The sequence below is a fragment of the Cellvibrio fibrivorans genome, from assembly GCF_031457055.1.
GTDB lineage: Bacteria > Pseudomonadota > Gammaproteobacteria > Pseudomonadales > Cellvibrionaceae > Cellvibrio > Cellvibrio fibrivorans.
Window position 1 is genome coordinate 454820 of sequence record NZ_JAVDVX010000003.1, and the last position, 21607, is coordinate 476426.

The 21607-nt window shown below is 47.9% G+C and carries 21 protein-coding genes; 12 read left to right on the forward strand and 9 right to left on the reverse strand.

What is annotated here, in order from left to right; all coding sequences use genetic code 11:
- Positions 1–326: 326 nt before the first annotated feature.
- On the forward strand, positions 327–2171 hold the full coding sequence (locus J2X05_RS10500; RefSeq protein ID WP_310072190.1) for a cellulose binding domain-containing protein: 1845 nt from the start codon (positions 327–329) through the stop codon (positions 2169–2171).
- 98 nt (positions 2172–2269) lie between these two features.
- On the opposite strand, the gene J2X05_RS10505 is transcribed toward J2X05_RS10500, so the two are convergent.
- The 4 genes from J2X05_RS10505 to J2X05_RS10520 all read right to left on the reverse strand — a co-directional run bounded on the left by J2X05_RS10505 (position 2270) and on the right by J2X05_RS10520 (position 7278).
- Positions 2270–3736 carry a DUF5666 domain-containing protein gene (locus J2X05_RS10505; RefSeq protein WP_310072192.1) on the reverse strand — a complete coding sequence of 489 codons (1467 nt, stop codon included), beginning with the start codon at positions 3734–3736 and terminating at the stop codon, positions 2270–2272.
- A complete protein-coding gene (locus tag J2X05_RS10510) occupies positions 3736–4617 on the reverse strand; it encodes a DUF6502 family protein (protein ID WP_310072194.1) in 882 nt (293 codons plus the stop codon). The genes J2X05_RS10505 and J2X05_RS10510 overlap by 1 nt, the downstream gene beginning before the upstream one ends.
- A 140-nt stretch (positions 4618–4757) precedes the next feature.
- Positions 4758–6218 carry a DUF5666 domain-containing protein gene (locus J2X05_RS10515; protein WP_310072196.1) on the reverse strand — a complete coding sequence of 487 codons (1461 nt, stop codon included), beginning with the start codon at positions 6216–6218 and terminating at the stop codon, positions 4758–4760.
- A gap of 262 nt (positions 6219–6480) precedes the next feature.
- The gene (locus tag J2X05_RS10520; RefSeq protein ID WP_310072199.1) at positions 6481–7278 is read right to left on the reverse strand and encodes a glutaminyl-peptide cyclotransferase; all 798 of its coding nucleotides are present in this window, start codon (positions 7276–7278) and stop codon (positions 6481–6483) included.
- Positions 7279–7311: 33 nt separating this feature from the next.
- Between J2X05_RS10520 and J2X05_RS10525 the strand changes: the two genes are divergently transcribed.
- A complete protein-coding gene (locus tag J2X05_RS10525; RefSeq protein WP_310072201.1) occupies positions 7312–7968 on the forward strand; it encodes a DUF502 domain-containing protein in 657 nt (218 codons plus the stop codon).
- A gap of 35 nt (positions 7969–8003) precedes the next feature.
- On the opposite strand, the gene J2X05_RS10530 is transcribed toward J2X05_RS10525, so the two are convergent.
- Complete coding sequence (locus tag J2X05_RS10530; protein WP_310072203.1) at positions 8004–8450, reverse strand: late competence development ComFB family protein; 447 nt, start codon at positions 8448–8450, stop codon at positions 8004–8006.
- 167 nt (positions 8451–8617) lie between these two features.
- On the opposite strand from J2X05_RS10530, the gene J2X05_RS10535 reads away from it, so the two are divergent.
- The 3 genes from J2X05_RS10535 to J2X05_RS10545 are packed head-to-tail and all read left to right on the forward strand — an operon-like array spanning position 8618 to position 11134.
- On the forward strand, positions 8618–9316 hold the full coding sequence (locus J2X05_RS10535) for a LiaI-LiaF-like domain-containing protein (RefSeq protein ID WP_310072205.1): 699 nt from the start codon (positions 8618–8620) through the stop codon (positions 9314–9316).
- A gap of 11 nt (positions 9317–9327) precedes the next feature.
- On the forward strand, positions 9328–10407 hold the full coding sequence (locus J2X05_RS10540; protein WP_310072207.1) for a sensor histidine kinase: 1080 nt from the start codon (positions 9328–9330) through the stop codon (positions 10405–10407).
- On the forward strand, positions 10400–11134 hold the full coding sequence (locus J2X05_RS10545) for a LytR/AlgR family response regulator transcription factor (protein ID WP_310072208.1): 735 nt from the start codon (positions 10400–10402) through the stop codon (positions 11132–11134). Before J2X05_RS10540 ends, J2X05_RS10545 begins: the two co-directional genes overlap by 8 nt.
- On the opposite strand, the gene mnmC is transcribed toward J2X05_RS10545, so the two are convergent.
- The 4 genes from mnmC to trmL are packed head-to-tail and all read right to left on the reverse strand — an operon-like array spanning position 11131 to position 14707.
- Positions 11131–13173: a bifunctional tRNA (5-methylaminomethyl-2-thiouridine)(34)-methyltransferase MnmC2/FAD-dependent 5-carboxymethylaminomethyl-2-thiouridine(34) oxidoreductase MnmC1 gene (gene mnmC / locus J2X05_RS10550; RefSeq protein WP_310072210.1), complete on the reverse strand. Its 2043-nt coding sequence runs from the start codon at positions 13171–13173 to the stop codon at positions 11131–11133. The two genes, J2X05_RS10545 and mnmC, sit on opposite strands and share 4 nt — an antisense overlap.
- Entirely contained in the window at positions 13170–13706 is a 537-nt protein-coding gene (fldB, locus tag J2X05_RS10555) for a flavodoxin FldB (protein WP_310072212.1), read from the reverse strand. The genes mnmC and fldB overlap by 4 nt, the downstream gene beginning before the upstream one ends.
- 51 nt (positions 13707–13757) lie before the next feature.
- The gene (locus J2X05_RS10560) at positions 13758–14204 is read right to left on the reverse strand and encodes a flavodoxin domain-containing protein (RefSeq protein ID WP_310072214.1); all 447 of its coding nucleotides are present in this window, start codon (positions 14202–14204) and stop codon (positions 13758–13760) included.
- A gap of 38 nt (positions 14205–14242) precedes the next feature.
- Complete coding sequence (gene trmL / locus J2X05_RS10565) at positions 14243–14707, reverse strand: tRNA (uridine(34)/cytosine(34)/5-carboxymethylaminomethyluridine(34)-2'-O)-methyltransferase TrmL (RefSeq protein ID WP_310072215.1); 465 nt, start codon at positions 14705–14707, stop codon at positions 14243–14245.
- Positions 14708–14900: 193 nt separating this feature from the next.
- On the opposite strand from trmL, the gene pilM reads away from it, so the two are divergent.
- The 7 genes from pilM to J2X05_RS10600 all read left to right on the forward strand — a co-directional run bounded on the left by pilM (position 14901) and on the right by J2X05_RS10600 (position 21593).
- Positions 14901–15854 carry a type IV pilus biogenesis protein PilM gene (gene pilM / locus J2X05_RS10570; protein ID WP_310072217.1) on the forward strand — a complete coding sequence of 318 codons (954 nt, stop codon included), beginning with the start codon at positions 14901–14903 and terminating at the stop codon, positions 15852–15854.
- Position 15855: 1 nt separating this feature from the next.
- Positions 15856–16524, forward strand: a complete 669-nt coding sequence (locus tag J2X05_RS10575; protein WP_310072219.1) for a PilN family protein — start codon at positions 15856–15858, stop codon at positions 16522–16524.
- A complete protein-coding gene (locus tag J2X05_RS10580) occupies positions 16524–17204 on the forward strand; it encodes an MSHA biogenesis protein MshJ (protein ID WP_310072220.1) in 681 nt (226 codons plus the stop codon). The genes J2X05_RS10575 and J2X05_RS10580 overlap by 1 nt, the downstream gene beginning before the upstream one ends.
- Entirely contained in the window at positions 17197–17541 is a 345-nt protein-coding gene (locus J2X05_RS10585; RefSeq protein WP_310072222.1) for a hypothetical protein, read from the forward strand. The genes J2X05_RS10580 and J2X05_RS10585 overlap by 8 nt, the downstream gene beginning before the upstream one ends.
- 31 nt (positions 17542–17572) lie before the next feature.
- Positions 17573–19366, forward strand: a complete 1794-nt coding sequence (gene mshL / locus J2X05_RS10590) for a pilus (MSHA type) biogenesis protein MshL (RefSeq protein ID WP_310072224.1) — start codon at positions 17573–17575, stop codon at positions 19364–19366.
- 62 nt (positions 19367–19428) lie between these two features.
- Entirely contained in the window at positions 19429–20346 is a 918-nt protein-coding gene (locus tag J2X05_RS10595) for an ExeA family protein (protein WP_310072226.1), read from the forward strand.
- Positions 20346–21593: a tetratricopeptide repeat protein gene (locus J2X05_RS10600; protein WP_310072228.1), complete on the forward strand. Its 1248-nt coding sequence runs from the start codon at positions 20346–20348 to the stop codon at positions 21591–21593. Before J2X05_RS10595 ends, J2X05_RS10600 begins: the two co-directional genes overlap by 1 nt.
- The last annotated feature ends 14 nt before the right edge of the window (positions 21594–21607 follow it).

Genomic DNA, 21607 nt, shown 5'->3' on the forward strand with positions numbered 1-21607 from the left:
GAGAACCAGCAAAAATTGTAGATCAAGTCGCAATTTTGCTGGTTGAATAAATTTCAAATCGATTGCGTCTTTCTCCTTATCAATGCAATCTGTGCCTCGCCAACAATAAAGCTACAGAGACCAATTGGTTGCTGTTTTTATCCTAATAATTATCAGGCGTTTTTTCATTCATCAATAGTTTTTTATTCAACGATGAGAGAGTCTGGTCTCAACCATCATGGCACTGCGTTGTTGGCTTTTTGCAGATAACATCTGCCGTGGAGTAAGTAACTTTTTAATAATCATAAATCCAATTATTTATCCGCTATATTTCAAAAGGAAATGCTATGAAAAACTGTTCCCCGAAAAAGCGTTCACTGATAATAAAATCCTTAGCCGCCGCTGTCGCTATGCTTTCCTCTGCTGCCTTCGCGTTGTCTCCTGCTGTTAACCCGTGGAGTATTCAGGGTGGAAAATTACTAGACCCTAATGGTAAGCCATTTATTTTTCGTGGCGTTACTATTGAGCACGCATTGGCTCCTGAAAAGACAGTGCAAGCAATTAAAGATGTTGCCGCATTAGGTGCTAATGCCGTGCAAGTGGAAATTAATGCGAATCTCTATAATCAAGCGACATTGATTACGGGAAATCAATTGAGCGAAATTATCCAGGCATGTAAAGCTAACAAAGTAATTTGTGTTTTAGAGCCAAATGATGTCGCTGGTTATCCGGATTTTGCTAATGCAGGCATCCCCTCTACGGCGACAAGCTTTTGGGCTTGGCCAGGTATTCGTGAGGCAATACTTGGCCAACAAAGTTACATCATTCTTGGCTTTGGTAATCAGTATCTATCCCCTATGAGTTCGTCTGAATATATTGCACGCATGCAGTCTTATCTCAGTGATTTTGGCCAAGGGTCTTTGCGTAGTTTTGTGATAATGATTGACGGTAGTGGTTGGGGGCAGGATCAGAATAAGGGGATGTTGGAATTTGCGAAACAATATACAAACAACGGTATCTATGGGCCTAAAATTCTTTATTCGGTAGAAATGTTTGACGCTTACACAACCCCTGAGGCTGTGCAGGATTATATTGCCAATTTTGCACAAATTGGTGCGCCCCTGGTTGTTGGTGGTTTCGCTCCCACCTCTTATTATCATCCAAATAACACATCTCCTCGTCCTGCTGTCGTTTATGATCTGCCGGAAGATGCTGTGATGCATTATGCCGAACAATATGGTGCGGGTTATTTTGGTTGGAGTTGGAGTGGTAACCAGAACCCGGCTTTAGATCTTGCCAATAATTGGGATGTAAATAATTTAACGGTTTGGGGAAATTTACTTTTTAACGGTGCCAACGGTATTAAATCAACGGCTAAACCTGCATCGATTTTTGTTAATTCCAGTAGTTCGTCGTCCAGTAGCAGCTCAATCGCTAATCAAAATCCTCTTGCAGTACTTGAGGGTGGTGTTCAGCAGGTACGTTGCGGTTATGTTAATGCAGAATTGTCTGCAGCCAACTCGTCTGATCCTGATGGAGATACGTTAACTTATGAATGGGAGGTTTATAATCCCTATTCAGCTACTAATAGTTATTTTTCTGGCCCAACGCTGACTTATGGAATGCGTCCTGTCACGAATTATCGTTTCACTGTGACCGTGCGTGATGGTAAAGGTGGAGTAAGTACTGCAACTAAAACACTGTCGCATTCATACTCGGATAATTGCATCAGCTCAAGTTCAAGTTCGTCGATAATTAGGTCATCAAGTTCTTCTATTAAGCCATCCAGCTCGTCTGTACCATCGAGCGTATCGTCGAGTTCAATTAGACCTTCCAGCCTCTCCAGTTCTTCGCGCAGCTCCTCAAGCTCTCTGGCGCCTACTGCTATTTGCAGTTACGTTGTGAATAGCCAATGGCAGAACGGGTTTACGGCGGCGATTCGCATTAAAAACACCGGTGCACGCGCGATTAATCGTTGGTCGATCAATTGGCAATACACCGATGGTTCCAAGGTGACTAATTTATGGAATGCCCAGCTGTGGGATAGCGGAATTCCCGGTAGTTATGCAGCGGGTAATTTGGATTGGAATGCCATTATTCAGCCTGGTCAGACGGTAGAGTTTGGTTTCCAGGGAACCAAGCCTGCTAGCGCGGCTCAGGTTCCTGTAGTGCGCGGTAGCCCTTGTCTATAAATTAAAAAAGCCCCGCGAGCAGCGGGGCTTTTTTCAAAAAAATCCTTTGTTGTGTTAATAAATTTGTTAGTGAATTTATTAATGGTGTTGTTAGGGATTTAAAAGTCCAATATGTCATCGTCTTCCAATTCAACCCGGGTAGCTAAAAATATCCCATTGGATTGGGCTACATTCACTTCCACGCGTTTTCCAACTGCCTGTGCAAAAAAAGTATTGGCGCTGATTCTGGTGCGGCTTGCATCGCGGAATTCGGTGTTCTCATCAGTGGTAATAGTGCGCCCAAAAAGCGTAAAAGTATTAACCCCAATACTGATTACCAGCCCCTCAAATTCGCGTTCAAACATTGCTTCATCTGTTTCTTCACGTTCAATTTTGGTGGCGATAAATCCGGTGTCGGTTGAATAACCGGTAATCTCCAGATAATCGCCCACTTGGATTGCGCCGAGGTTAAAGCGTTTCACATTGCTGCGGCCTTTATCCTCATAGCGCGTGTTAATTGTGGTTTGGATGCGCGTGCCATCCAGCTCCAATTGGCCGGTGACTATGCCAATGTTATTGGTAATTTGCAGGCTGGTAACCGTACCGCTGAGTTTGTTGTTGCTGCGCGGTTCAAATTCAATTTTTTCCGCAACTAATTTTCCGGTGCTATCGAGTTTACCTTTGGCTTCTATTTTAGCGCCGATCATCAGGCTGGTTGCACTGCCATTTTCATAGCGGGTTTGGGCGTTGGTGGTAATGCGTGTGCCTGCCACATCAAAATCGGTCATAGAAACAAAACGGGTCACAAAACCTTCAACATCTGCATTTTTTATTGAATTGGAAAACTGGGTGTTGAGTTTGGTAATGCGTGTGGCTTGTAATCTTTTACCTGTGTCCAGCATCCCCATAGCGGTTACCAACATCCCGTTTTGCAGGCGGTTGTTATCAACATTGGTTAATTGTGCTGCAGCAAAACTGACCTGTTGTTGGTTGAGTTTAAATGTGTTGTTGTTTTCATCCAGTTCGCGCACAAAGCCCAGTAGCTGGATTTGGTTTGCGCTAATTGCATCAATGCGGGTGGCGCTGATGCTGCCATCAATAGCCTGCGAACCACTCACAAGAATTTTATTTCCTATCGCTAAACCTGTGATGTTGTTAGGGCTAATGGTTGCATCAAAAATAGTGTTGTTGGTGATGTGCACCTGTTGCCCGAGTAGCACCAGATTATTGCTGGCAAGGTCAATTTGTTCGATGGTGCCAACCAGTGTCGGAGTAAATTCAATTTTGTCAGCCGTAGCCAAGCCATCGGCGGCGATGCTGCCGATAATTCGCACTTGATAACCTACGCGCAGGTTATCTTCCATTGCGGTTTCGCCATTGACCAGTATGTGCGCTTTGTCGGAGTTGTAGCGCAGGCCATTCACAATCACACTGCCAAAACCATCGATAGTGCCGTTAGTGGTGGTGGCAACGGGTTCACCACTACCATCAATACCGGCAGTCTGGCTGCCGCTGGAATTGCCGCAGCCTGATAGCGAGAGTGTCAGGCTGATAATAAATCCTATCAGATAAGTTGCGCGCAACATTATTTGTCTTCCTCATTGCTGGCATCCTCATTGGCTTCAGGCTCAATGGGATTGCTGAATAAATAAGTACCCACACCTAAACGCAGGTGCGGGGTAATTTTGTCTGGATTGCTGTGTTCGTGTGCGCTGAGCCAAGCGTCAATTTTTTCTAAAAATGCCTGGCCCTCTTGCTCCACAAATTCGCGAAATGCGGCAGCTGTTTCCACGGGCATCTGCGCATTGCTTGCGCGTCGTTCAAAACGCAGTGGCTGCTGTTTCTGCTGGTTGGCTTTGTAAAGGTTGTGATGCAAGGTTGCACCCATATCATGGAGCACACTACCGGCGCGCAAGAGTGCGCCCGGGTCAGATTGCGCTGGTACAAAATAGCGTTTGGTGGCGATAACTTTGTGTTCACTGGTATCTAGATTGCCATCAACATCTGCAACTACACCCACGCGCTTTAATTCTTTTAATAGTGCGCTTGCAGGCAGGTCGCCACCGTAACGGCGGGCGAGGGCCGCAAAACTGTGCCGGTCTCCGTCAATCGTCAATGCCAGTGGATGATGATCTGCAGTGCTAAAGTCCGGGTCTTGATGCCATGCAGAAAGCAGGCGCGTCAGGCGGTCCTGGTGCTGCTGGTTTTGTTCACTTTGTTCATTGTTTTGCCAGGCTTCTTTAATGCGCGCAACTTCTTTGCGGTCGATTCCAGTGAGCATGGCAACACGTGAGAGATTGGTGTGGCGGCCGCGAATACCGAATTCTTCTGAGGCGACCTGAACGTAGAGTTGTTTGCAAATTGACGCGAGTTCTTTGTGAGTGACACCGTTGCGCAGTAGAATTCCGATAATCGGTTGCATAAGTTGCCGACAAGCGGAGAGTACGGTGTCTTTGGTGGTTGTCATACAGGCTTCCGAAAAAATCGCATTTCAGTGTTTCCACAGAGTTGTTAATTGTTCAGTTGCGAAATTTAACAGAAATATATCTTTCTCGCGAAAAAGCCCCGTGTGTCCCAATAGCAGAACACACAGGGAATGCTTAGACCTTAATCTTCAAGCTCAATTTTCAATGCAGTGGCTACACCGTTCATCGTTAGTGCTTTCACTTCAATTGTGGCGCCCAAGGCGTTGGAGAAAAAATCCTCAAGATTAGCGAAGCCTTCAAGGTGCGTCAGAGTGTTCACTTGAATTATTTGGCCAGCAACGGTAATGCTGCCATCCCCTACGGCCTCAACAATTCCTTCCACTTCCAGTTTCCAATCATTGTCACCAAAGGCGTGGGGGTTGTGACGTTCAACACGGGTGGCGATATTGCGCTCAGGGGCAGTTGCTGTCGCAGGGACTTTGTAGCCGCGGATGTGCAGGGTATCGCCAGTTGCCAAATCTTCCAGATCAAAGAAGCGCACTTTGTTGCGGCTGCGGTCGTTGAAGCTGGTATCGCTAGTCACTTCAAAAAGAATGCCGTTGACAGTGAACGTTTGGGCGGTCAGATCAATAGCCTCAACCAAACCTTTGTGGCTAATTTTTGCCTTGTAATTGAGTTTTATTTTTTTAGCGACCAGGTTTTGTTCTGCATCCAGTGCTCCATAAACTTTTACCTGAATGCCATCGATTAAATCGCTCGCGCTGCCGCCATCAAATCGGGTGTCGGCAGTGATGAGCACCTTGGTATCGTCGAGCGTGAAGCTGGTACCGGTAACCAGTTCTGACACCAATCCACTGAGGGTAATGCCCGTGTGATTTTTAAAATCATCATGGTGTTTAAAGCCCAGGCAGCTAGGGTGAACATTTCCGACTGCTACAAATACATCGCCGCTAAAACTGCCGATGACACGTACTTTTAACCCATTTACCAGGGTTTTATCGGGCAGGGGGGAGAGTGTTGCTTTGCTGTAATCCACCAATGTTCCGTTAAGGGTAAATGTCATGGCTGCGGTGTCCAGGTTTGCAATTTCCCCGGAGAGTTGGAATTTGTTGTTGGCGAGCCCATTTTTTACATCGATACGTGTTGCCACCAAAACGCCATCCGTATTGAGTTGGCCACTGACTTTGATCACCTTGCCAACAGCCAATAGCTCGAGGCTCAGATCGTCATCAAAGAACGTATCGGCTGTGACCAGTATGGTTTGGTCAAGGGCAACCAGGCTGCCTGCAACCAGGTCGATACTGGTAATAGGGCCGACCAATTGCGCCTCGCCTTCCAATTTTGTTGCTGTGCCGTGGATGCCATCGCTGCCTACCTTGCCGGTGATCCGCACTATCTGGCCAACTTCCAGATCAGATTCAACCAATGTTTCTCCATCGACCACTATCTCGGCGTCTTTCACATCGTAATGTACGCCATTTACTATCACGCTGCCGAAACCCGTCACCATACCTTGGGCAATCTCGCCATTGGCAACACTATTGTTGATGCCGGTATTGTCAGTGCTTGCGCTGCCGCCACCGCCACCACAGGCGGCCAGTAGCAAGCTGATTAACAGGGGGGAAACCAGTTTGTAGTTCATGATTATTACCTCTCAGTAGCGGCCATTGTTAATGACCTTTTGGTTTAAATTTCCATATTTGGTATTTTTTATACCAATTATGGCAATTTTATCGCTGGATAAAAAAATCTAATGTGCGATAGGTCAAGCTTTTGTTAAGCCGGAACAATTCAAGCAGCAATGCGCCTGCAATCGGAGACGGTGAAAAAACAGGTAAAACAAACCATCAGGCCCGGGTTGCGGGCCTAGTGGTTTGGGCGGGAGTGGAGATTAAAGTGCGGGATTAATGGTTGATGCGGACTAAAAACATTTTTGGCCAGTTTTTGCCGGTAATCCAGAATGCTTGCCGTTTTTCGTCCCAGGCAATGCCGTTTAAAACCTGTTCGCTGTTCTTTAATGCTAATGCATGCTTGAGCTGACTGAGGTTTAACTCGCCGACAACCTCGCCCGTGGCCGGATCAATTTTAACAATGCGGTCGTCGTGCCAGATATTGGCCCAGATAAAGCCTTGTGCAAATTCCAGTTCGTTGAGTTTGCTTACCGCTAGATCATCGTTGGAAACCTTTAGCGTTTTTATAACAGCAAAGGTGTCTGTGTTATGAAAATATAGTGTGTCGCTGCCATCGCTCCGGATCAGTTGTTTGCCATCACTGGTCAAACCCCAGCCTTCGCCTTGGTAGCTGATACTTTTTTGATAATTGAGCGTGGCTTTGTCGTAGACCAGCAGGGTTTGTTCCTGCCATGTCAGCAGATAAAGTTTGTCGCCCAACAGTGCCAGGCCCTCGGCAAAATAGCGCGAGGGGACTACTTGTTTTTTGGTAAAGGGTGCCGATATTTTTGCCCAGGTACCGGCTGGTTCTGCGATGGGGTAGGTCACTAGTAGCGATTGATTGTACAGCCCGCTGCTCTCATAAAAGTGATCACCATCGACTAATAAACCTTGGGTGAACAACGTGGGTTTATGGGTGCGCTCGGCGAGTACTTCAAATGTAATCGGGGTTGCCGCGCAGGCTGTTGCCGGCAGCAGGTTCGCTATAAAAAATAAGCTGGTGCACAATAGTGCGCAGATAAACTGGTTCACTCGTTAATCCATCGTTATTAAAAGGCTCCAATCATGAAGCGTTTGCGTTCGTTTGTCAGCATCACCCTGATCGGTGGATTTATGGTAATCCTGCCGATTGCGATCTTTTTATGGTTGGTGGAATGGCTGTTGGGTGTGGTGCGTTCGATTATCCAACCGCTGAGCCATTGGTTGGTTGAGCAAACGGCATTTACCAATCACATGGCCGATGTGCTGGGTGTTCTCTTACTGCTCTGCGCGTTTTTTCTGATCGGTTTGTTTATTAAAACCAGTGTGGGCGAGTGGGTACATGATCAGTTGGATGAATGGCTGACACGCCTTGCCCCGGGTTACAAAACGATCCGTGAAGTGGTTTCGCAATTGTTAGGTGGTGAGGGCAATACCTCGTTGTTAAAAGGTGAAGTGTGCCGCGCCTATTTGATGGGCCGCGCGGCGGGTGTATCGGTAACCGCAATCGTCACGGCGAAACATGCCAATGGTGATTACACGGTATACGCACCAACTGCACCCATCCCCACCTCCGGTTTTGTCTATCACTTGTCGGCCGAGTGTGTAGATTTATTGCCGCACGTGAGCGTGGAGGAGGCGATGCGCACCGTGATTGCCTGCGGCAGTGGCTCGCAGGTGATTTCAGAGATACCGCCGAATGCGGCCAAATTGGAATATACCAATAACGAAAAAGGCCATTAATTGGCCTTTTTCGTTTGGATACTAAATGTCGATGACTACTTTTTCTTGGGTGTTTTTGCTTTGACTGGTGCCTTTCCGGGTTTGGATCCTTCAGTTTTTTCTGCTGTAACCGCTTTGCCTGCTTTGGCGGGTTTATCCCCCCGGGTGGAAATAAGCGAGACTTCAACAGGCGGTAGTTTAGGGCTTTCGCCGCGCTCTCTGCTCTCAACATAACTCAGTGCATCAGTCACCGCTTGGCTGACTTTGCGTTCGATCTCCACCATATCTTGCGGCGACATAAAAAAAGTCATATCCACATCGTGGCGGATATAGCGCGGCGGCAAGCGGTTCAAAGCAACACAGGCTACGTCAGCGAGGAAATCCCGGTCTCCCTGTTGGACTCGCTCGCTCTGGTCGTGCACTTCCTGCACTACCAACCGCTCGTAATAGTTATGCAGAAAATCGACTTCATCGTCCAAAATATAGGCGCGGTTGGTCAGCATGGCGTTACCTCTCATTAGGGAATGTTTAGGAGTATAGACAATTACCGGTAAAGCACACTGAGTAACGTTATTCACCGACTTTTCTCGCCAGTTGCCGACTAACACGCGACAGCCCCAGATGTTTGCCCTAAGGTTGCAACATCACCTTCACTGTCCTAAAGGAGTTTATGATGGCTAACACGAATCCCCAGCAGCGCGTTGTCATTGGCGCTTTTATATTGATCATCGGCTTGATAGCCTTAATCGATAAACTGAATATTTTTGAATCCCTGCATTTCTTCCAATTCTGGCCCACGGTATTTATTGCCGTTGGTATTCTGAAAATACTCCATTCCAAGGGTCGCTCCAGTATTTTTATCGGCGGTGGTTTGATTTTTGTGGGCGTGGTGTTGACGTTGAAACATCTCGGTCTTCTGAATATCAACTTGTGGGACTGGTGGCCGGCGATATTGATCGCAGTCGGTGCTTACATCATGTTTAAAGATAAGGGGCGGGGCGGCTCAATGGTATTTGGATCTGGTGAACAGGCCTCATCGGATAATTCCTGCCTCGACATCAGTGTCGTAATGGGTGGTAACAAAACGATTAGCAATTCACAAGATTTTAAAGGCGGCGATATTACGGCGGTGATGGGCGGCGTTGAATTGGATTTGCGTGGTGCGTCAATCAGTTCGGATGCCGTTCTTAACCTCTGGGCGACTTGGGGCGGGATTGTGATCAAGGTGCCTGAAGATTGGAGTGTTATTAATCGTGGTACTGCATTGATGGGCGCGATTGAAGATAAAACGATTTCTCCCGCTGGTTCAACCAAGCGTTTGATCATCACCGGCACCGCGATTATGGGCGGTGTAGAGATCAAAAATTAAAGCGCAGAATTATGCATCCCATTTTATCCCAGCCGCGCCGACTGTTTTGGTATGTTCTTGTTTGGACTATTCCGGGTATTTTATTGGCCTGGACATTGGTTGCTGTGCATTCAGTTGCATGGAGTAGCGCGTTATTTTTTGCGCTGCCGGCGGTGCACTTGTACGGATTTATTCTCACCTCCTCCTACTTCGTGTGTCGTTCATTACCCATTCGTCAGCGCACCGCATTAAGAGTTGTATCTGTGTTTGGCTGTGCATCCTTGCTGTCATCACTGTTATGGATACTACTGTGCGTGTTCTGGAGCAAAATTATTGGCGATGCAACCGGGTACCCTGATGGCGTGTTAATCGATCGTCAGTTGACGAGTTTATTGTTTGTGGCGGCGCTGTTGTTGTATCTGGTGTCGCTGCTGGCGCACGATGTTTTTATCGCCTTTGAAAATATCCGCAGCGCAGAGCGCCAACAAATTGCCAGCCAATTGCTCGCGCGCGATGCTGAGTTACAAATGCTGCGCAGCCAAATTAATCCCCACTTTTTATTTAATAGTCTCAACTCTATCAGCGCGCTTACGTCTATTAATGCGGCTGCTGCGCGCGATATGGCGATAGAGTTGGGTAGTTTTTATCGCAAAACTTTAGCTATATCTGCGCGGCAACAAATCAACCTTGGCGAAGAAGTTGAGCTCTGCAAACATTTCCTGAAGATTGAAAAAATTCGTTTTGGGCAAAAATTACAAGTTAGCTGGGAGATTGATCCGGCAGCATTGACTGCGCAGGTGCCAGCTATGTTTTTGCAGCCGCTGTTGGAGAATGCGATTAAGCACGGCATATGTAATCTCAGTGATGGCGGTGTTGTTCAGATTAAAAGTGTTATTGAAAATAGTTGGTTGCATATTGCAATTAGCAATCCTGTTGATCCCGAATCGCCCAGTGTGATTGGCACCGCAACCGGGCTTAAAAATTTCAAGGCACGCATACACAGCCTTTATCAGGAAAAATCGCGCATTAGCTGGTATAAGGCGCACAATAATTTTTATCTTGATATGATAATTCCTTTTGAGCCGGTCATGGCTGGGAGCCGTAATGATTAAAACTCTGCAGTTATTAATTGTGGATGACGAACCATTAGCGCGAGCATTGACGCGTGAATATTTGGCCAAACACAAAGATATCAACATCATCGGCGAAGCTACCAATGGCCTGGAAGCGGTCGACGCGATTAATAGGCTTGCGCCAGATTTAGTCTTGCTGGATGTTTTTATGCCCAAACTCAATGGGTTGGAAGTGCTGGAGTTAACTGGGCGCACTAGCGGTGTGATTTTCACTACCGCTTACGATCAATACGCACTGAAGGCATTTGATCTGCATGCAGTGGATTATCTGCTAAAACCTTTTTCGCAGGCACGTTTTGATGAAGCTATTGTGCGCGCACGAAAGCTACTGGATGCAACACCTGCCAATATTTCTGAGTTAATTGCCGACGCCAAACTGGAGCGTATTGTAGTACGCGACCGTGGCCAGGTTCATATTATTCCACTGGCGGAAGTGGAGTACATAGAAGCGCAAGATGATTACATCAGTATTTACTGGAATGGAAAATCCATAATGAAAACCCAGAGCTTATCAGCATTGGAGGCACAGCTTGATAGTCAGGAGTTTGTGCGCATTCATCGCTCCGTTATTGCCAAGCTCAGTGCGGTGAAATCTTTGGAGCGTATCAGTAAGGATGCACAAGTAGCGGTGTTGCATAGCGGTGTCAAATTACCTGTTAGCCGCGCAGGCTACGAACGACTAAAAGTGTTTGTGTCTCAGCCTTAGCGTTTGTTTTTGATCAGGTCTCGAATTAAAAAGCGCGCTGGATTTAATGCATTGGCAAGCTCGCGCGGCAGTGGTAGTACTTCTTGGTTAATCTGCGACGCCAGCAATTCTGCGCTCAGTGGCGTATAGGCAAGGCCGCGTGAACCGTGGCCAATATTAATAAACAAACCCGGGTGATAAGCCCCTGTTTTATGAATCGCAGCGCGCGCGTTTTTGCGCAGCGGGGCAAAGTCTTCCAACATGGTTTGTTCATTGGGCACAGCACCTACCAATGGTAGGTAATCGGGTAGAGTGCAGCGAAATGCAACGCGCCCGTGCAAATTCTCTACTTCCATGTTTTCCCACTCATCCAATAATTCCGGTAAAGGCGAGCGCAAATTTTCCAGGTTGTTGCGATGGTCTTCTGCGCGCAGCTCGCGTGTATTGTCTTTTAAATTAAAGGTCGCGCCTGTGCAATGTAGGCCATTTACCGCGGGGGCAATGTAGCCCTCACTGCAGACGAGGGTTTTTAGTGCGCTGCTTGCGGCTGTTTGTGGAAGATAAGTAATTTGCCCACGGATAGATTTAATTGGCAAGTGTTGTGTAGCCGCAAACGATTTTGCATCGGTAGCATTGGCGATAATCACCACTGGTGCACGCAATTCAGGGTTGTTATTGATTTGCCAATTACTGTCAACGTGCTCCAAGGCCAGCGCGGCGCAATCAGTGATCACCCGAATGGCGGTATGATCCGTTAAACTTTCACAAAGTTTGCGTGGATTAATCCAGCCAGCTTTGGGAAAGTGCAATGCACTTTGGTTAAGCCTGACACCTGCAATAGCCGTCGCTTGTGCTGCATTTACAAACTCTACTAACTCTTCAGTGGCGGAAAATTTGTCGCGCAGCTGTTCGTGCAATTGCTGTTCGGATTCGCAATGCGCCAGTTGCAATACACCGCATTGCTCACCTATCGCATTCCAACGCGAGCGATAAAATTGCTGCGCAAATTGCAGTGCATGCAAATTAAATTCTGCTTGTGCTTCATTTTTGGGAGATAGTTTTGCGTAGAGCACACCTTGCGGATTACCAGACGCCTCTTGCGCAAGTCCCGCGTGGCGCTCTACCAGGGTAATTTTCCAGCCGCGTTCAGCCAATGCGCGCGCGCTGGTACAGCCGGCCAAACCGCCGCCAATAATTAAGGCATGTTTCTCTGTTGGGGGCGTGGCAGCAACATCAATAGTCCAGGGTACGGGATAGGGTGAATAACTGCGCGGTTGCACTGAGTCCTGATAATCAACCACAGGCTCTTGTTCCATTCGGGCTTTTACCATCTCGCGCTTGCGTCCAAAGCCGGGTACTTTCTGGATGTTAAATCCTGCGAACTTTAATCCTTGTTTAACAATCGCCGCCGCACTAAAGGTTGCTGCTGTTGTGCCCGCGTGACTAAGTTGGCGTATCGCTGTAAATAATTCATCGCTCCACATCTGTGGGTTTTTAGAAGGGGCAAACCCATCTAAAAACCAGGCATCGATTTTCGCGCAATAATTGGCGAACGCGGGATGAGTCGTGGCGAGTAGTTGGGTAAGACCTGCAGCGGCGTCGTTGATAATCAGTGTGAGTTTGATGCGGCCATACATAAAACTCAGGCGATGAAAACCAGTGCCGACAAAAACCGGATAAGCATCGATCAGTTGTTCAGTAAATTCACCCAGTTCCGGCCAGAGCGCCAAGGCGCGTTGTAAATCCAGTTTGGTGAGCGGGAATTTTTCTACGCTGACAAAATGCAATTGTGCGTCCGCAGGTGCAGCGGTTAACCACAATTGCCAGGCAGCTAAAAAATTTAATCCTGAGCCAAAACCGGTTTCGGCAATAGTGAAATGTTCACCGGCATTAAGTTGCTGCCAGCGTTCATGTAATTGGTTGTGCTGCAAAAAAACATGGCGGGTTTCTTCCAATCCATTCGCGCGGGAAAAATACACATCGCCAAAAGTGCTGGAGACGGGTTGGCCATCTTCATCCCATTGCAGTTGGGCATGGTCGATATGCGTTGAATCACTCACAAACCAAACTCATCAACTATTTGTGTGCACCATTGTTGAATGCGTGCATCGCTCAATTGGAATTCGGTTTCATCATCCAGGGCAAGGCCCACAAAATACTGCTCATCCGGTGTGAGCGCTTTGGAGGCTTCAAATACATAACCGGCGCGTGGCCAATAACCGCAGGGTGTTGCGCCGCGATGTACCAATTTGCTGTGCAGATAACCCATGGCATCCAAAAACCATTCCGGGTAACCCACTTGGTCGCCCAGGCCGTAGATGGCAATTTTTTTGCCGCTGAAATCGAGCGAATCCAATTCATCCCAAATTTCTTCCCAATCTTCTTGCAGTTCACCGTAGTCCCAGGTGGGAATACCAAAAATCAGGTAATCATAAAATTGGGTTTGGATAATCGGGGTATCGGCGATATTAAAAAAATCCACGCGCTCTTCGCCGAGCAGGTTGTGGAGTGTTTTGCAGATTTTTTCGCCTGCCATTTCGGTGTAGCAGGTAGAGCTACCGTAAAACAGGCCGATGGTTTTGGTTTCACTCATATTCGATTACTTAGGTTTAATCAGTACATCTAATCAGTTGCATTAATTCAGCTAAATCAGCTTCGCCCAATCTTGCACCCAGTCACGCGCCAGTGTCGCTGCATCATCGCCGCTGCTCGCGTCCAACACCAAGGGTTCACCAATGCGCTGAGCGCCAAGGTCTTCAAAGGCGGCATCCAGCATGCGCCCGCCCTCGTTAAAGGTGGTGTAGCTACTATCGCCCAGATTCACCACCCCGTAACGACGCCCTGCAATACGTGGGTAATCGCGGGTCAGATGCAAATAGAGTGGTTGGATGTTGTCGGGTAATTCACCTGAGCCAGTGTTGGAGTGGCACAACAGGATAACTTCGTCCGGGTCGCGCGCCAGATCTTCTGCGCGCGCGTAGGTATTTAAGCTAACGTCGTGGCCGAGCTTGCCTAGCGCTTCGCTCAGGATTTCAGCCACCTCTTCGGCACCGCCATAGACGCTGCCGATAAAAATCTGGATTTTGCTCATTCGATCATCTCTTACACGTGTGGGCCGACGCCCTGTTTTTAAACCGCGCCAGCATACCCCAGTTGGCGCCAGGCTTCATAAACCATCACCGCTACGGCGTTGGATAAATTCATGCTTCTACTATTGGCTGCCATGGGGATGCGCAGCACCTGGTCGGCAGGCAGGGATTCGCGAATGCTTGCCGGTAATCCGCGCGTTTCAGGGCCGAACAATAAATAATCGCCGGGCTTGAATTGTGCATCGCTGTGGCAGCGCGTGCCTTTGGTGCTAAGCGCAAAAATCCGCGCTGGTTTTTGCTTATCCAGGAACTCGTCCCAGCCCTGATGCAGGTTTAATTCCTGTATTTCCCGATAGTCCATACCGGCGCGATTTACGCTTTTTTCATCCAACTTAAAACCCAGTGGCTCAATCAAATGGAGTTGGCAACCGGTATTGGCCGCGAGCCGGATAATATTTCCAGTGTTGGGTGGGATTTCCGGTTCAAAAAGAACTATGTGCAGCATTTGGCGTTTTGTACCTTTATGGTCTATGTTCTTTGTTAAAGGTTATGTTTGCGACGTCAATTATAAGCAAGAGTTATTAGCTGTCCTGCACAATATTTTCGTCCGGCTGAACTTACTGTGAGGCACGACTTTCGGTCAGACATCAATAGTGGCAGCACGATTATCGCAGAAACCAGTATTCGAGAGCCCCGATTTGAAACAGCTTGTGGAAAAAGTAACCCGCATTTTGCGCGGAGCAAAACGCCAGAATCAGGTCATAGGCGTGGACTTTAGCACCGCAGGGGTTGCTTTTGCCCACATCCAGCGCCCGGCGACCCAACAACCTTATTTGGTTAATTGCGATTTCATTCCTGCCGAAAACGGTATTGAATCAGCTGATCTCTTGCGCACCCGTTTACTCAAGCTGGGGTTACTGGGTATTCCCTGCAATTTGGTGATGAGCCCTGGGAGTTATCAATTAATTTTGGGTGAAGCGCCCAAAGTTCCTGCAGAAGAATTGGCTGAGGCATTGCGCTGGCGCATTAAAGATTTGGTGCAGTTCCCGATTGCCGAAGCGATTGTTGATGCGTTTTTGTTGCCGGAAGACAGTGCGCGTGGCACCAGCCGTATGGCCTACACGGTGGCAGCCCAACGTAAAAATATTGAAGCAGCAGTGGCTGCAACAAAAGCTACCGGGCTGCAATTAAAAAACATCGATATCCCCGAACTTGTATTGCGCAACTTGGCAGAGGCCTGCTGTGACACTAAACGCGGAGTGGCTATCGTAAAGCTGCAGCAGGGCGGTGGTAGCTTGCAAATCATTCGTGAAGGCAATTTGTATTTGTCCCGACAATTTTCTCTCTCTTATAACGCCGGTTTGCTCGATGATTTACCTGGCGAAGCGCTAGTGTTGGAGCTGCAGCGCTCACTGGATTACTTCGAGCGACAAATGCGCCAAGTTCCCCCCAGCCACATTTATCTCTGTGGCGAAAATGTTACTGCGGATAAATTAACGCCTGAAATTCGCAATGCACTCGCTGTCACCATTAATCTGCTTGATCTCAATAGCGGTGTACAAGTTGCAGGTGCAATTCCCGACCATATCCTATCGCTCTCGCTGTGTGCGATAGGTGCGGCATTGCGCCAAGACCAAGTGGGGCAGGGCTGATATGCAACAGATCAACTTATACCTGCCGGAATTCCAACCCAACCGCGAACCCCTACGCAGCGTGCAAATGTTGTGGGGTTTGGGGTTATTTGTGGTGTTGTTAATGATTGTCAGTGTGCTGAGTGCCAATGCAAACCGTGAGCGAGAGCTTGCACTCGAACAAAGCCGCGCACAATTACAACAATTGAAAGAACAAATTACCCAATTAGAACAGCAGCGTCCGCGCAACAATTTAGCAGAGTTGGATGGGCAAATTGTGCAATTAACTGACGAGCTTGATCGGCGCGGACAAATTTTCAATGTCATCGCCAATAAAAACCTGGGCAATAACACGGGTTTTTCTGCACACCTGCACGCGTTGGGGCGGCAATCCCCGGATACATTAAGCCTCTCGGTTTTTTCCTTGCAGCAGGGCGGTAATTACGCCGAGTTCGCGGGAAAAACTCGCGCGGCTGACCAGATTCCTCTCTACATCCAGCGTTTGCGCAGCGAGCCCGTTTTTACCCAGACAGCTTTCGGGGTGCTGAATATTGAACCCGTACAAAACAACCAAGGGTTGTTCGATTTCTCACTCGCTAAACAACCGGTGGTATCAGGCAAAGACCCTGAAGCTAAAACGGCTGTGCAAATGTTGCTGGAATTGAATGAAAAAGCGCGAGGTGCACGCTAATGCCACCGGCCATTAACAACCTATTGGAAAAAATTGATAGCCGTGTACTGCGCGAGCGAGTGCTGATTTTTCTTACGCTATTGGCGTTGATTTTTTTACTGTGGAATTTTTTAGTCCAAGCCAGATTTGATCGCGAGCGCAATTTTCTACAAGCAGAGGCCACAAAAATTGCCAGTGAACAACAAACGTTGCAAACACAAATGAACACTCTGGCGATGGCTATGGCAAGTGATCCTGCAATCGCCAAAACCAACATCATTCAAAAACTCAATACAGATATTGCTTCCGTTGAAGCGCGTTTGTCTAATTTGTCGCAGGGTCTGATCAGTGCAGAGCAATTGCCCAAAGTATTAGAAGAAGTGCTGCTGCGCACCTCCAGTGTAAAACTTCTACAAGTGCGCACCTTGGCGGCAACTGAGTTGCAGTTAGCAGCGCCAGTACAGGATACAAACACTGAGGGTAAGCCAGCTTCCGGTGGGACCGGGGTGTATAAGCATGGAGTGTTAATCCGTGTTGCAGGAAGCTATTCACAGTTAATTCAATTGATGACGGAAATAGAAGCGCTGCAATGGAAATTTTATTGGGAGTCACTGGATTACACCGTTAAGCAATATCCGAATGCGGAGATTGATATTCGCGTGTTTACCCTGAGTTCAGAGGAGGGGCTGTTAGGTGTATAAAATCATCGCAAGTTCCTTATGTCTGTTGTTGCTCAGTGCCCGAGTATTGGCGAATGACGTCAGTGCGTTGGATGTGCGCGATCCAACCACACCTTTAGGGCATGTTGCCGCTACTGCAAACGCGAGTGGTGTGCAGCAATTTGCATTGAATTCCATATTAATTAGCACGCAGCGTAAATTGGCCATTATTAATGGCAGCACCTTGCGCGAAGGGCAAACCGTGCCGGGCACTGGCAATGTAAAAGTGCAGCGAATTTCGGCTCAGGCCGTTGTCCTGCAACAGGCTGATCAAACCTGGGTGCTGCGGTTATCCCCCAGCATTATGAAGCGGCATTAATCGATTGAACAAAATAACTGAGGCAGTGACGATGTTCACCAACCCAAAAAAAATATCCTGTTTGATGCTGGCAACATTCATATTGAATGCTTGTAGCTCAACAGGTACCAGTGATAAACGTCTGGCTACTGAAAATGCAATGGATCAAGTCGTTGAACAGCAACGCGAGCAAAACATCGCAGCTAAAACTGTACCGCCAGAAGTGAATAAAACACTGCTCGATAATCAAACCCTCGCCTCTGGTGGTTTGGCAAAAACTAACTACGAACGCTTTGATGTTTCGGTGCGCAATGTTGCAGCGAAAGATTTCTTCCTCGGCTTGGTAAGCGGCACTGGCGTCAATGTGGTTGTTCATCCCGATGTAGACGGCAGTGTGACGCTCGATTTAAATAATGTGACGGTCGATGATGTGCTGCGTGTTACACGCGATATTTATGGCTATGAGTACAAAAAAGATCGCGGTATTTACACCATTTACGCCAATGCCATGCGCACAGAAGTGTTCCAGATTAATTATTTGGATGTGCAGCGTGTAGGTGTGTCTGATACGAGTGTGATGATTGGCCGTGCGCAAAGTTCAGGCAACGGTGGTAATAACTCGAATTCCAATTCAGGTGGTGGCGGTAACAGCGCTAATGAAAATGCCAATCTGCTTGGCATGATTGAAAATGCGAGCCAGGGTAAAGAGAGTGGCGGTGGCTCAGCGCTCACACCGGGCTCACGTGTACAAACGTTAAATCGCACCGATTTTTGGTCATCACTGGAAAAAACAGTGGTGTCGATTATTGGTGGCGAAACAGAAGATCGGTCGGTCATGATTACCCCACAGGCTGGCATGGTGGTTGTGAAAGCTATGCCACATGAACTGAGTGCGGTGCGCGATTTCCTGGAACGCTCTGAATTAAGTGTAAAGCGACAAGTCATCCTTGAAGCAAAAATCCTGGAAGTTCGTTTAAGTGAAGGATTTGAAGCGGGCGTTAATTGGGGGGCGATTAGCGGACAAATTTCTGCGGCAAAAAATCTTCGCGATGGTTTTCCGCTCAATACCGATGGATCAGCACCGGTAGACGAATTTCGCGCAATTAATATTACCCGCACCTATATCGATGCCAATGGTGTTTTGCAAAGCCAAACTATCCCATCGCGCGAGGCAATTGGTGGAACTGTCGCTGGCTTAATTCAAGTAACGGATATTACTAAGTTGCTATCGCTGTTGGAAACGCAGGGGAGTGTGCAAGTGCTTTCAAGTCCGCGTGTTTCTACGGTGAACAATCAAAAAGCAGTTATCCGTGTGGGGTCCGACGAATATTTTGTTACCGGCATTTCCAGCAACCAGACATCCAATGCAGCGACAACGACTAATACGCCGAATATTGAACTCTCATCATTTTTCAGCGGTATATCGCTGGATGTCACACCGCAAATTTCCGAAACCGGTGAAGTTATTTTGCACATCCACCCGGTTGTGAGTGAAGTGACTGACCAGCAAAAAGTATTTACGGTGGGCGATCAGGAATTTGCCCTGCCATTGGCTCTGCGTGGAGTGCGTGAATCAGACAGTATTGTTAAGGCCGCTAATGGGCAGGTAATTGTATTAGGTGGGTTGATGACTGAATCCAGTAATAATGTCGATGGCAAGCGCCCATTGCTGGGGGATATCCCGGGAATAAATGCCCTGTTTCGCACCAAGAACAAAAGCAAATCAAAAACCGAGCTGGTAATTTTGCTGCGCCCCATTGTTGTCGATGATAAAACCTGGGATGCACAGCTCAATGAGGCGCAGAGTAATATGCAACGCATGGGCGATGCATACCGCAACCAGTAAATATCATTTTTAGCGAGTAGAAATAAATCGCAAACATTCAGTGTTTGCATGAGAGGCTTCCCATGTATCGTCAACATTTCGGATTACAGGAGCATCCCTTCTCGTTAACACCGGATACACAATTTTATTTCAACAGTCAAAGCCATCGCGAAGTATTGAGCACACTGTTGCTGGCACTGCGCCACAGTGAAGGGTTTATTAAAATTGTCGGTGAGGTGGGTACCGGCAAAACATTGTTGAGCCGAAAATTATTGGCTAGCCTGGGCGATAATTACATTACTGCCTATATTCCCAATCCGTTTCTCACTCCCGATGAACTTAAATGGTTTTTGGCAGAGGAGATCGGCATAGCTTATTCTCCCGAAATTCCCTCCTACCAATTATTAAAAGATATCAATCTGCGTTTGGTCGAGCTTGCCCAGCAAAAGCGGCAAGTCGTATTGATTGTGGATGAGGCGCAGGCGATGCCGCGAGAAACGATTGAAGCGCTGCGCTTACTGACTAATCTTGAAACTGAAAAAAGTAAATTGTTGCAAGTGGTGTTGTTCGGGCAACCGGAATTGGATGAGTTGCTGGATCGCCCGGATTTGCGCCAGCTTAAGCAGCGCATTGTATTCTCTGAATATTTGCAAACGATTCCCCGTGCGAGCTTGCCAGATTACCTTGCGTATCGTTTAAGCTCCGCCGGTTATCGCGGTGCTTCACTATTTTCCTATTCTGCAACCTCACTCTTATACAAAGCGTCTGGTGGTGTGCCGCGTTTGATTAATGTGATGGCACACAAGGCCATGCTTGCGGCCTATGGCCAAGCGGCCAACCGAGTTAACCGTAGCCATATGGTGCGGGCGATTACAGATACTGCCGAAAGCCGCTCACTCGGCCGATGGTTAGCGCGGCGCGATTACTGGCTCTGGCCGATGTTGGCCGCTAGCGCAGCAGCGGCAATTGTATTGGCTCCAGGTTTGTTGGGGGGCATGTGATGAGCTTGCTTAACGATATGCTGCGGGATTTATCCCATCAGCAAACAACATTAGAAACAACGGCAACTGCGAATCAGGCGGCATTGGATTTTAATGCGCAAGAGCAGCGTGAATTATTTTATAACACCCGTGCAGTAAAACCTTTACCGCGTACCCTGGTGCCGAGTTTGGTTGTGTTTGTATTGGTGTTGGCAATACTGGTGCTGTGGAAGTTGAATTTTTTTTCGCAGGCAACTACGGACACCACAGCTACTCCATCTGCTACCGATCAAACGATTGTTGAACCAGCCCCGGTGAAGCAAATTGAATCCACCACTGTAGAGCAAACAACACAGCAGGAGACCAGCGCAGCAGAACCAGTCCCTGAAGCTATTGATAGCCGCTCAGTTGCGCCGGAATTGGGTGAGCGAATTGCCGCATTGGAATCGGCCATTACCAATTTATCTGTGGTGGTTGCCAATGCAAATAATCAACCGGTCAACCAATCTACCAATGTCGAAACAACGCCAAATGAGCCATTGGTGCCAGTTGAACAAACAGACGCATTAATTTCTGCAGAAGCGCCGGAATCCGTCAGTATCCAGGAGCCATTTGCAACTGCAGCCACAGAACCTGTTGCAGAATCTTTAGCGATACCCCCGGTTGAGGAGCGTGAGCCGCAATTATCGATTGCACCGAATGTTAAATGGATAGATCAACAGCAGGCGCAACAGGCCAATCAGTTAGTGGTGCAAGGCCAAGTGGATATCGCCATAGCAAAACTACAAAATTTTATCGCGACTGCCAATCAACCGCGTGAATCTGTAAAAACCTTGCTGGATATTTTTGCTACGCAAGAGAACACCGGTGCTATGCAGGCATTGGTTGCACAAGCCGATTATTTATCGGTGGTTGAGCAGACTTTTTATGAGGCGAAGATAGCTTCTATCCAGCAGCAGGATGCACGGGCAATCCAATTATTGGAAGCACATTTGGGTGAGGCTGAGCGCAACGAAAATTATCGCGGATTGCTAGCCGGGTTGTACCAACGCACAGGAATGAATCTGGAAGCGGCTAATCACTACCGCCGCTTGCTCAGTGTGTTTGGCGATAAACCCGCCTATTGGTTGGGGTTTGCCTTGGCGCAAGATGCACTTAATCAACCGCAAGTAGCGGCGCAAGCCTATCAGCGTGTAAATCAATATGCCGACTTGCAACCGCAAGTGCGTACTTATGTCCAGCAGCGCATTGCTGCTTTGCAGCAGTAACAACTGGTTAAAAA

Excerpts from the sequence above, each read along its gene's own strand:
- J2X05_RS10500 (WP_310072190.1), top strand. The coding sequence starts at position 327 with ATGAAAAACTGTTCCCCGAAAAAGCGTTCACTGATAATAAAATCCTTA.
- J2X05_RS10505 (WP_310072192.1), bottom strand. The coding sequence starts at position 3,736 with ATGTTGCGCGCAACTTATCTGATAGGATTTATTATCAGCCTGACACTC.
- J2X05_RS10510 (WP_310072194.1), bottom strand. The coding sequence starts at position 4,617 with ATGACAACCACCAAAGACACCGTACTCTCCGCTTGTCGGCAACTTATG.
- J2X05_RS10515 (WP_310072196.1), bottom strand. The coding sequence starts at position 6,218 with ATGAACTACAAACTGGTTTCCCCCCTGTTAATCAGCTTGCTACTGGCC.
- J2X05_RS10525 (WP_310072201.1), top strand. The coding sequence starts at position 7,312 with ATGAAGCGTTTGCGTTCGTTTGTCAGCATCACCCTGATCGGTGGATTT.
- J2X05_RS10530 (WP_310072203.1), bottom strand. The coding sequence starts at position 8,450 with ATGCTGACCAACCGCGCCTATATTTTGGACGATGAAGTCGATTTTCTG.
- J2X05_RS10535 (WP_310072205.1), top strand. The coding sequence starts at position 8,618 with ATGATGGCTAACACGAATCCCCAGCAGCGCGTTGTCATTGGCGCTTTT.
- J2X05_RS10540 (WP_310072207.1), top strand. The coding sequence starts at position 9,328 with ATGCATCCCATTTTATCCCAGCCGCGCCGACTGTTTTGGTATGTTCTT.
- J2X05_RS10545 (WP_310072208.1), top strand. The coding sequence starts at position 10,400 with ATGATTAAAACTCTGCAGTTATTAATTGTGGATGACGAACCATTAGCG.
- fldB (WP_310072212.1), bottom strand. The coding sequence starts at position 13,706 with ATGAGTGAAACCAAAACCATCGGCCTGTTTTACGGTAGCTCTACCTGC.
- J2X05_RS10560 (WP_310072214.1), bottom strand. The coding sequence starts at position 14,204 with ATGAGCAAAATCCAGATTTTTATCGGCAGCGTCTATGGCGGTGCCGAA.
- trmL (WP_310072215.1), bottom strand. The coding sequence starts at position 14,707 with ATGCTGCACATAGTTCTTTTTGAACCGGAAATCCCACCCAACACTGGA.
- J2X05_RS10575 (WP_310072219.1), top strand. The coding sequence starts at position 15,856 with ATGCAACAGATCAACTTATACCTGCCGGAATTCCAACCCAACCGCGAA.
- J2X05_RS10580 (WP_310072220.1), top strand. The coding sequence starts at position 16,524 with ATGCCACCGGCCATTAACAACCTATTGGAAAAAATTGATAGCCGTGTA.
- mshL (WP_310072224.1), top strand. The coding sequence starts at position 17,573 with ATGTTCACCAACCCAAAAAAAATATCCTGTTTGATGCTGGCAACATTC.
- J2X05_RS10595 (WP_310072226.1), top strand. The coding sequence starts at position 19,429 with ATGTATCGTCAACATTTCGGATTACAGGAGCATCCCTTCTCGTTAACA.
- J2X05_RS10600 (WP_310072228.1), top strand. The coding sequence starts at position 20,346 with ATGAGCTTGCTTAACGATATGCTGCGGGATTTATCCCATCAGCAAACA.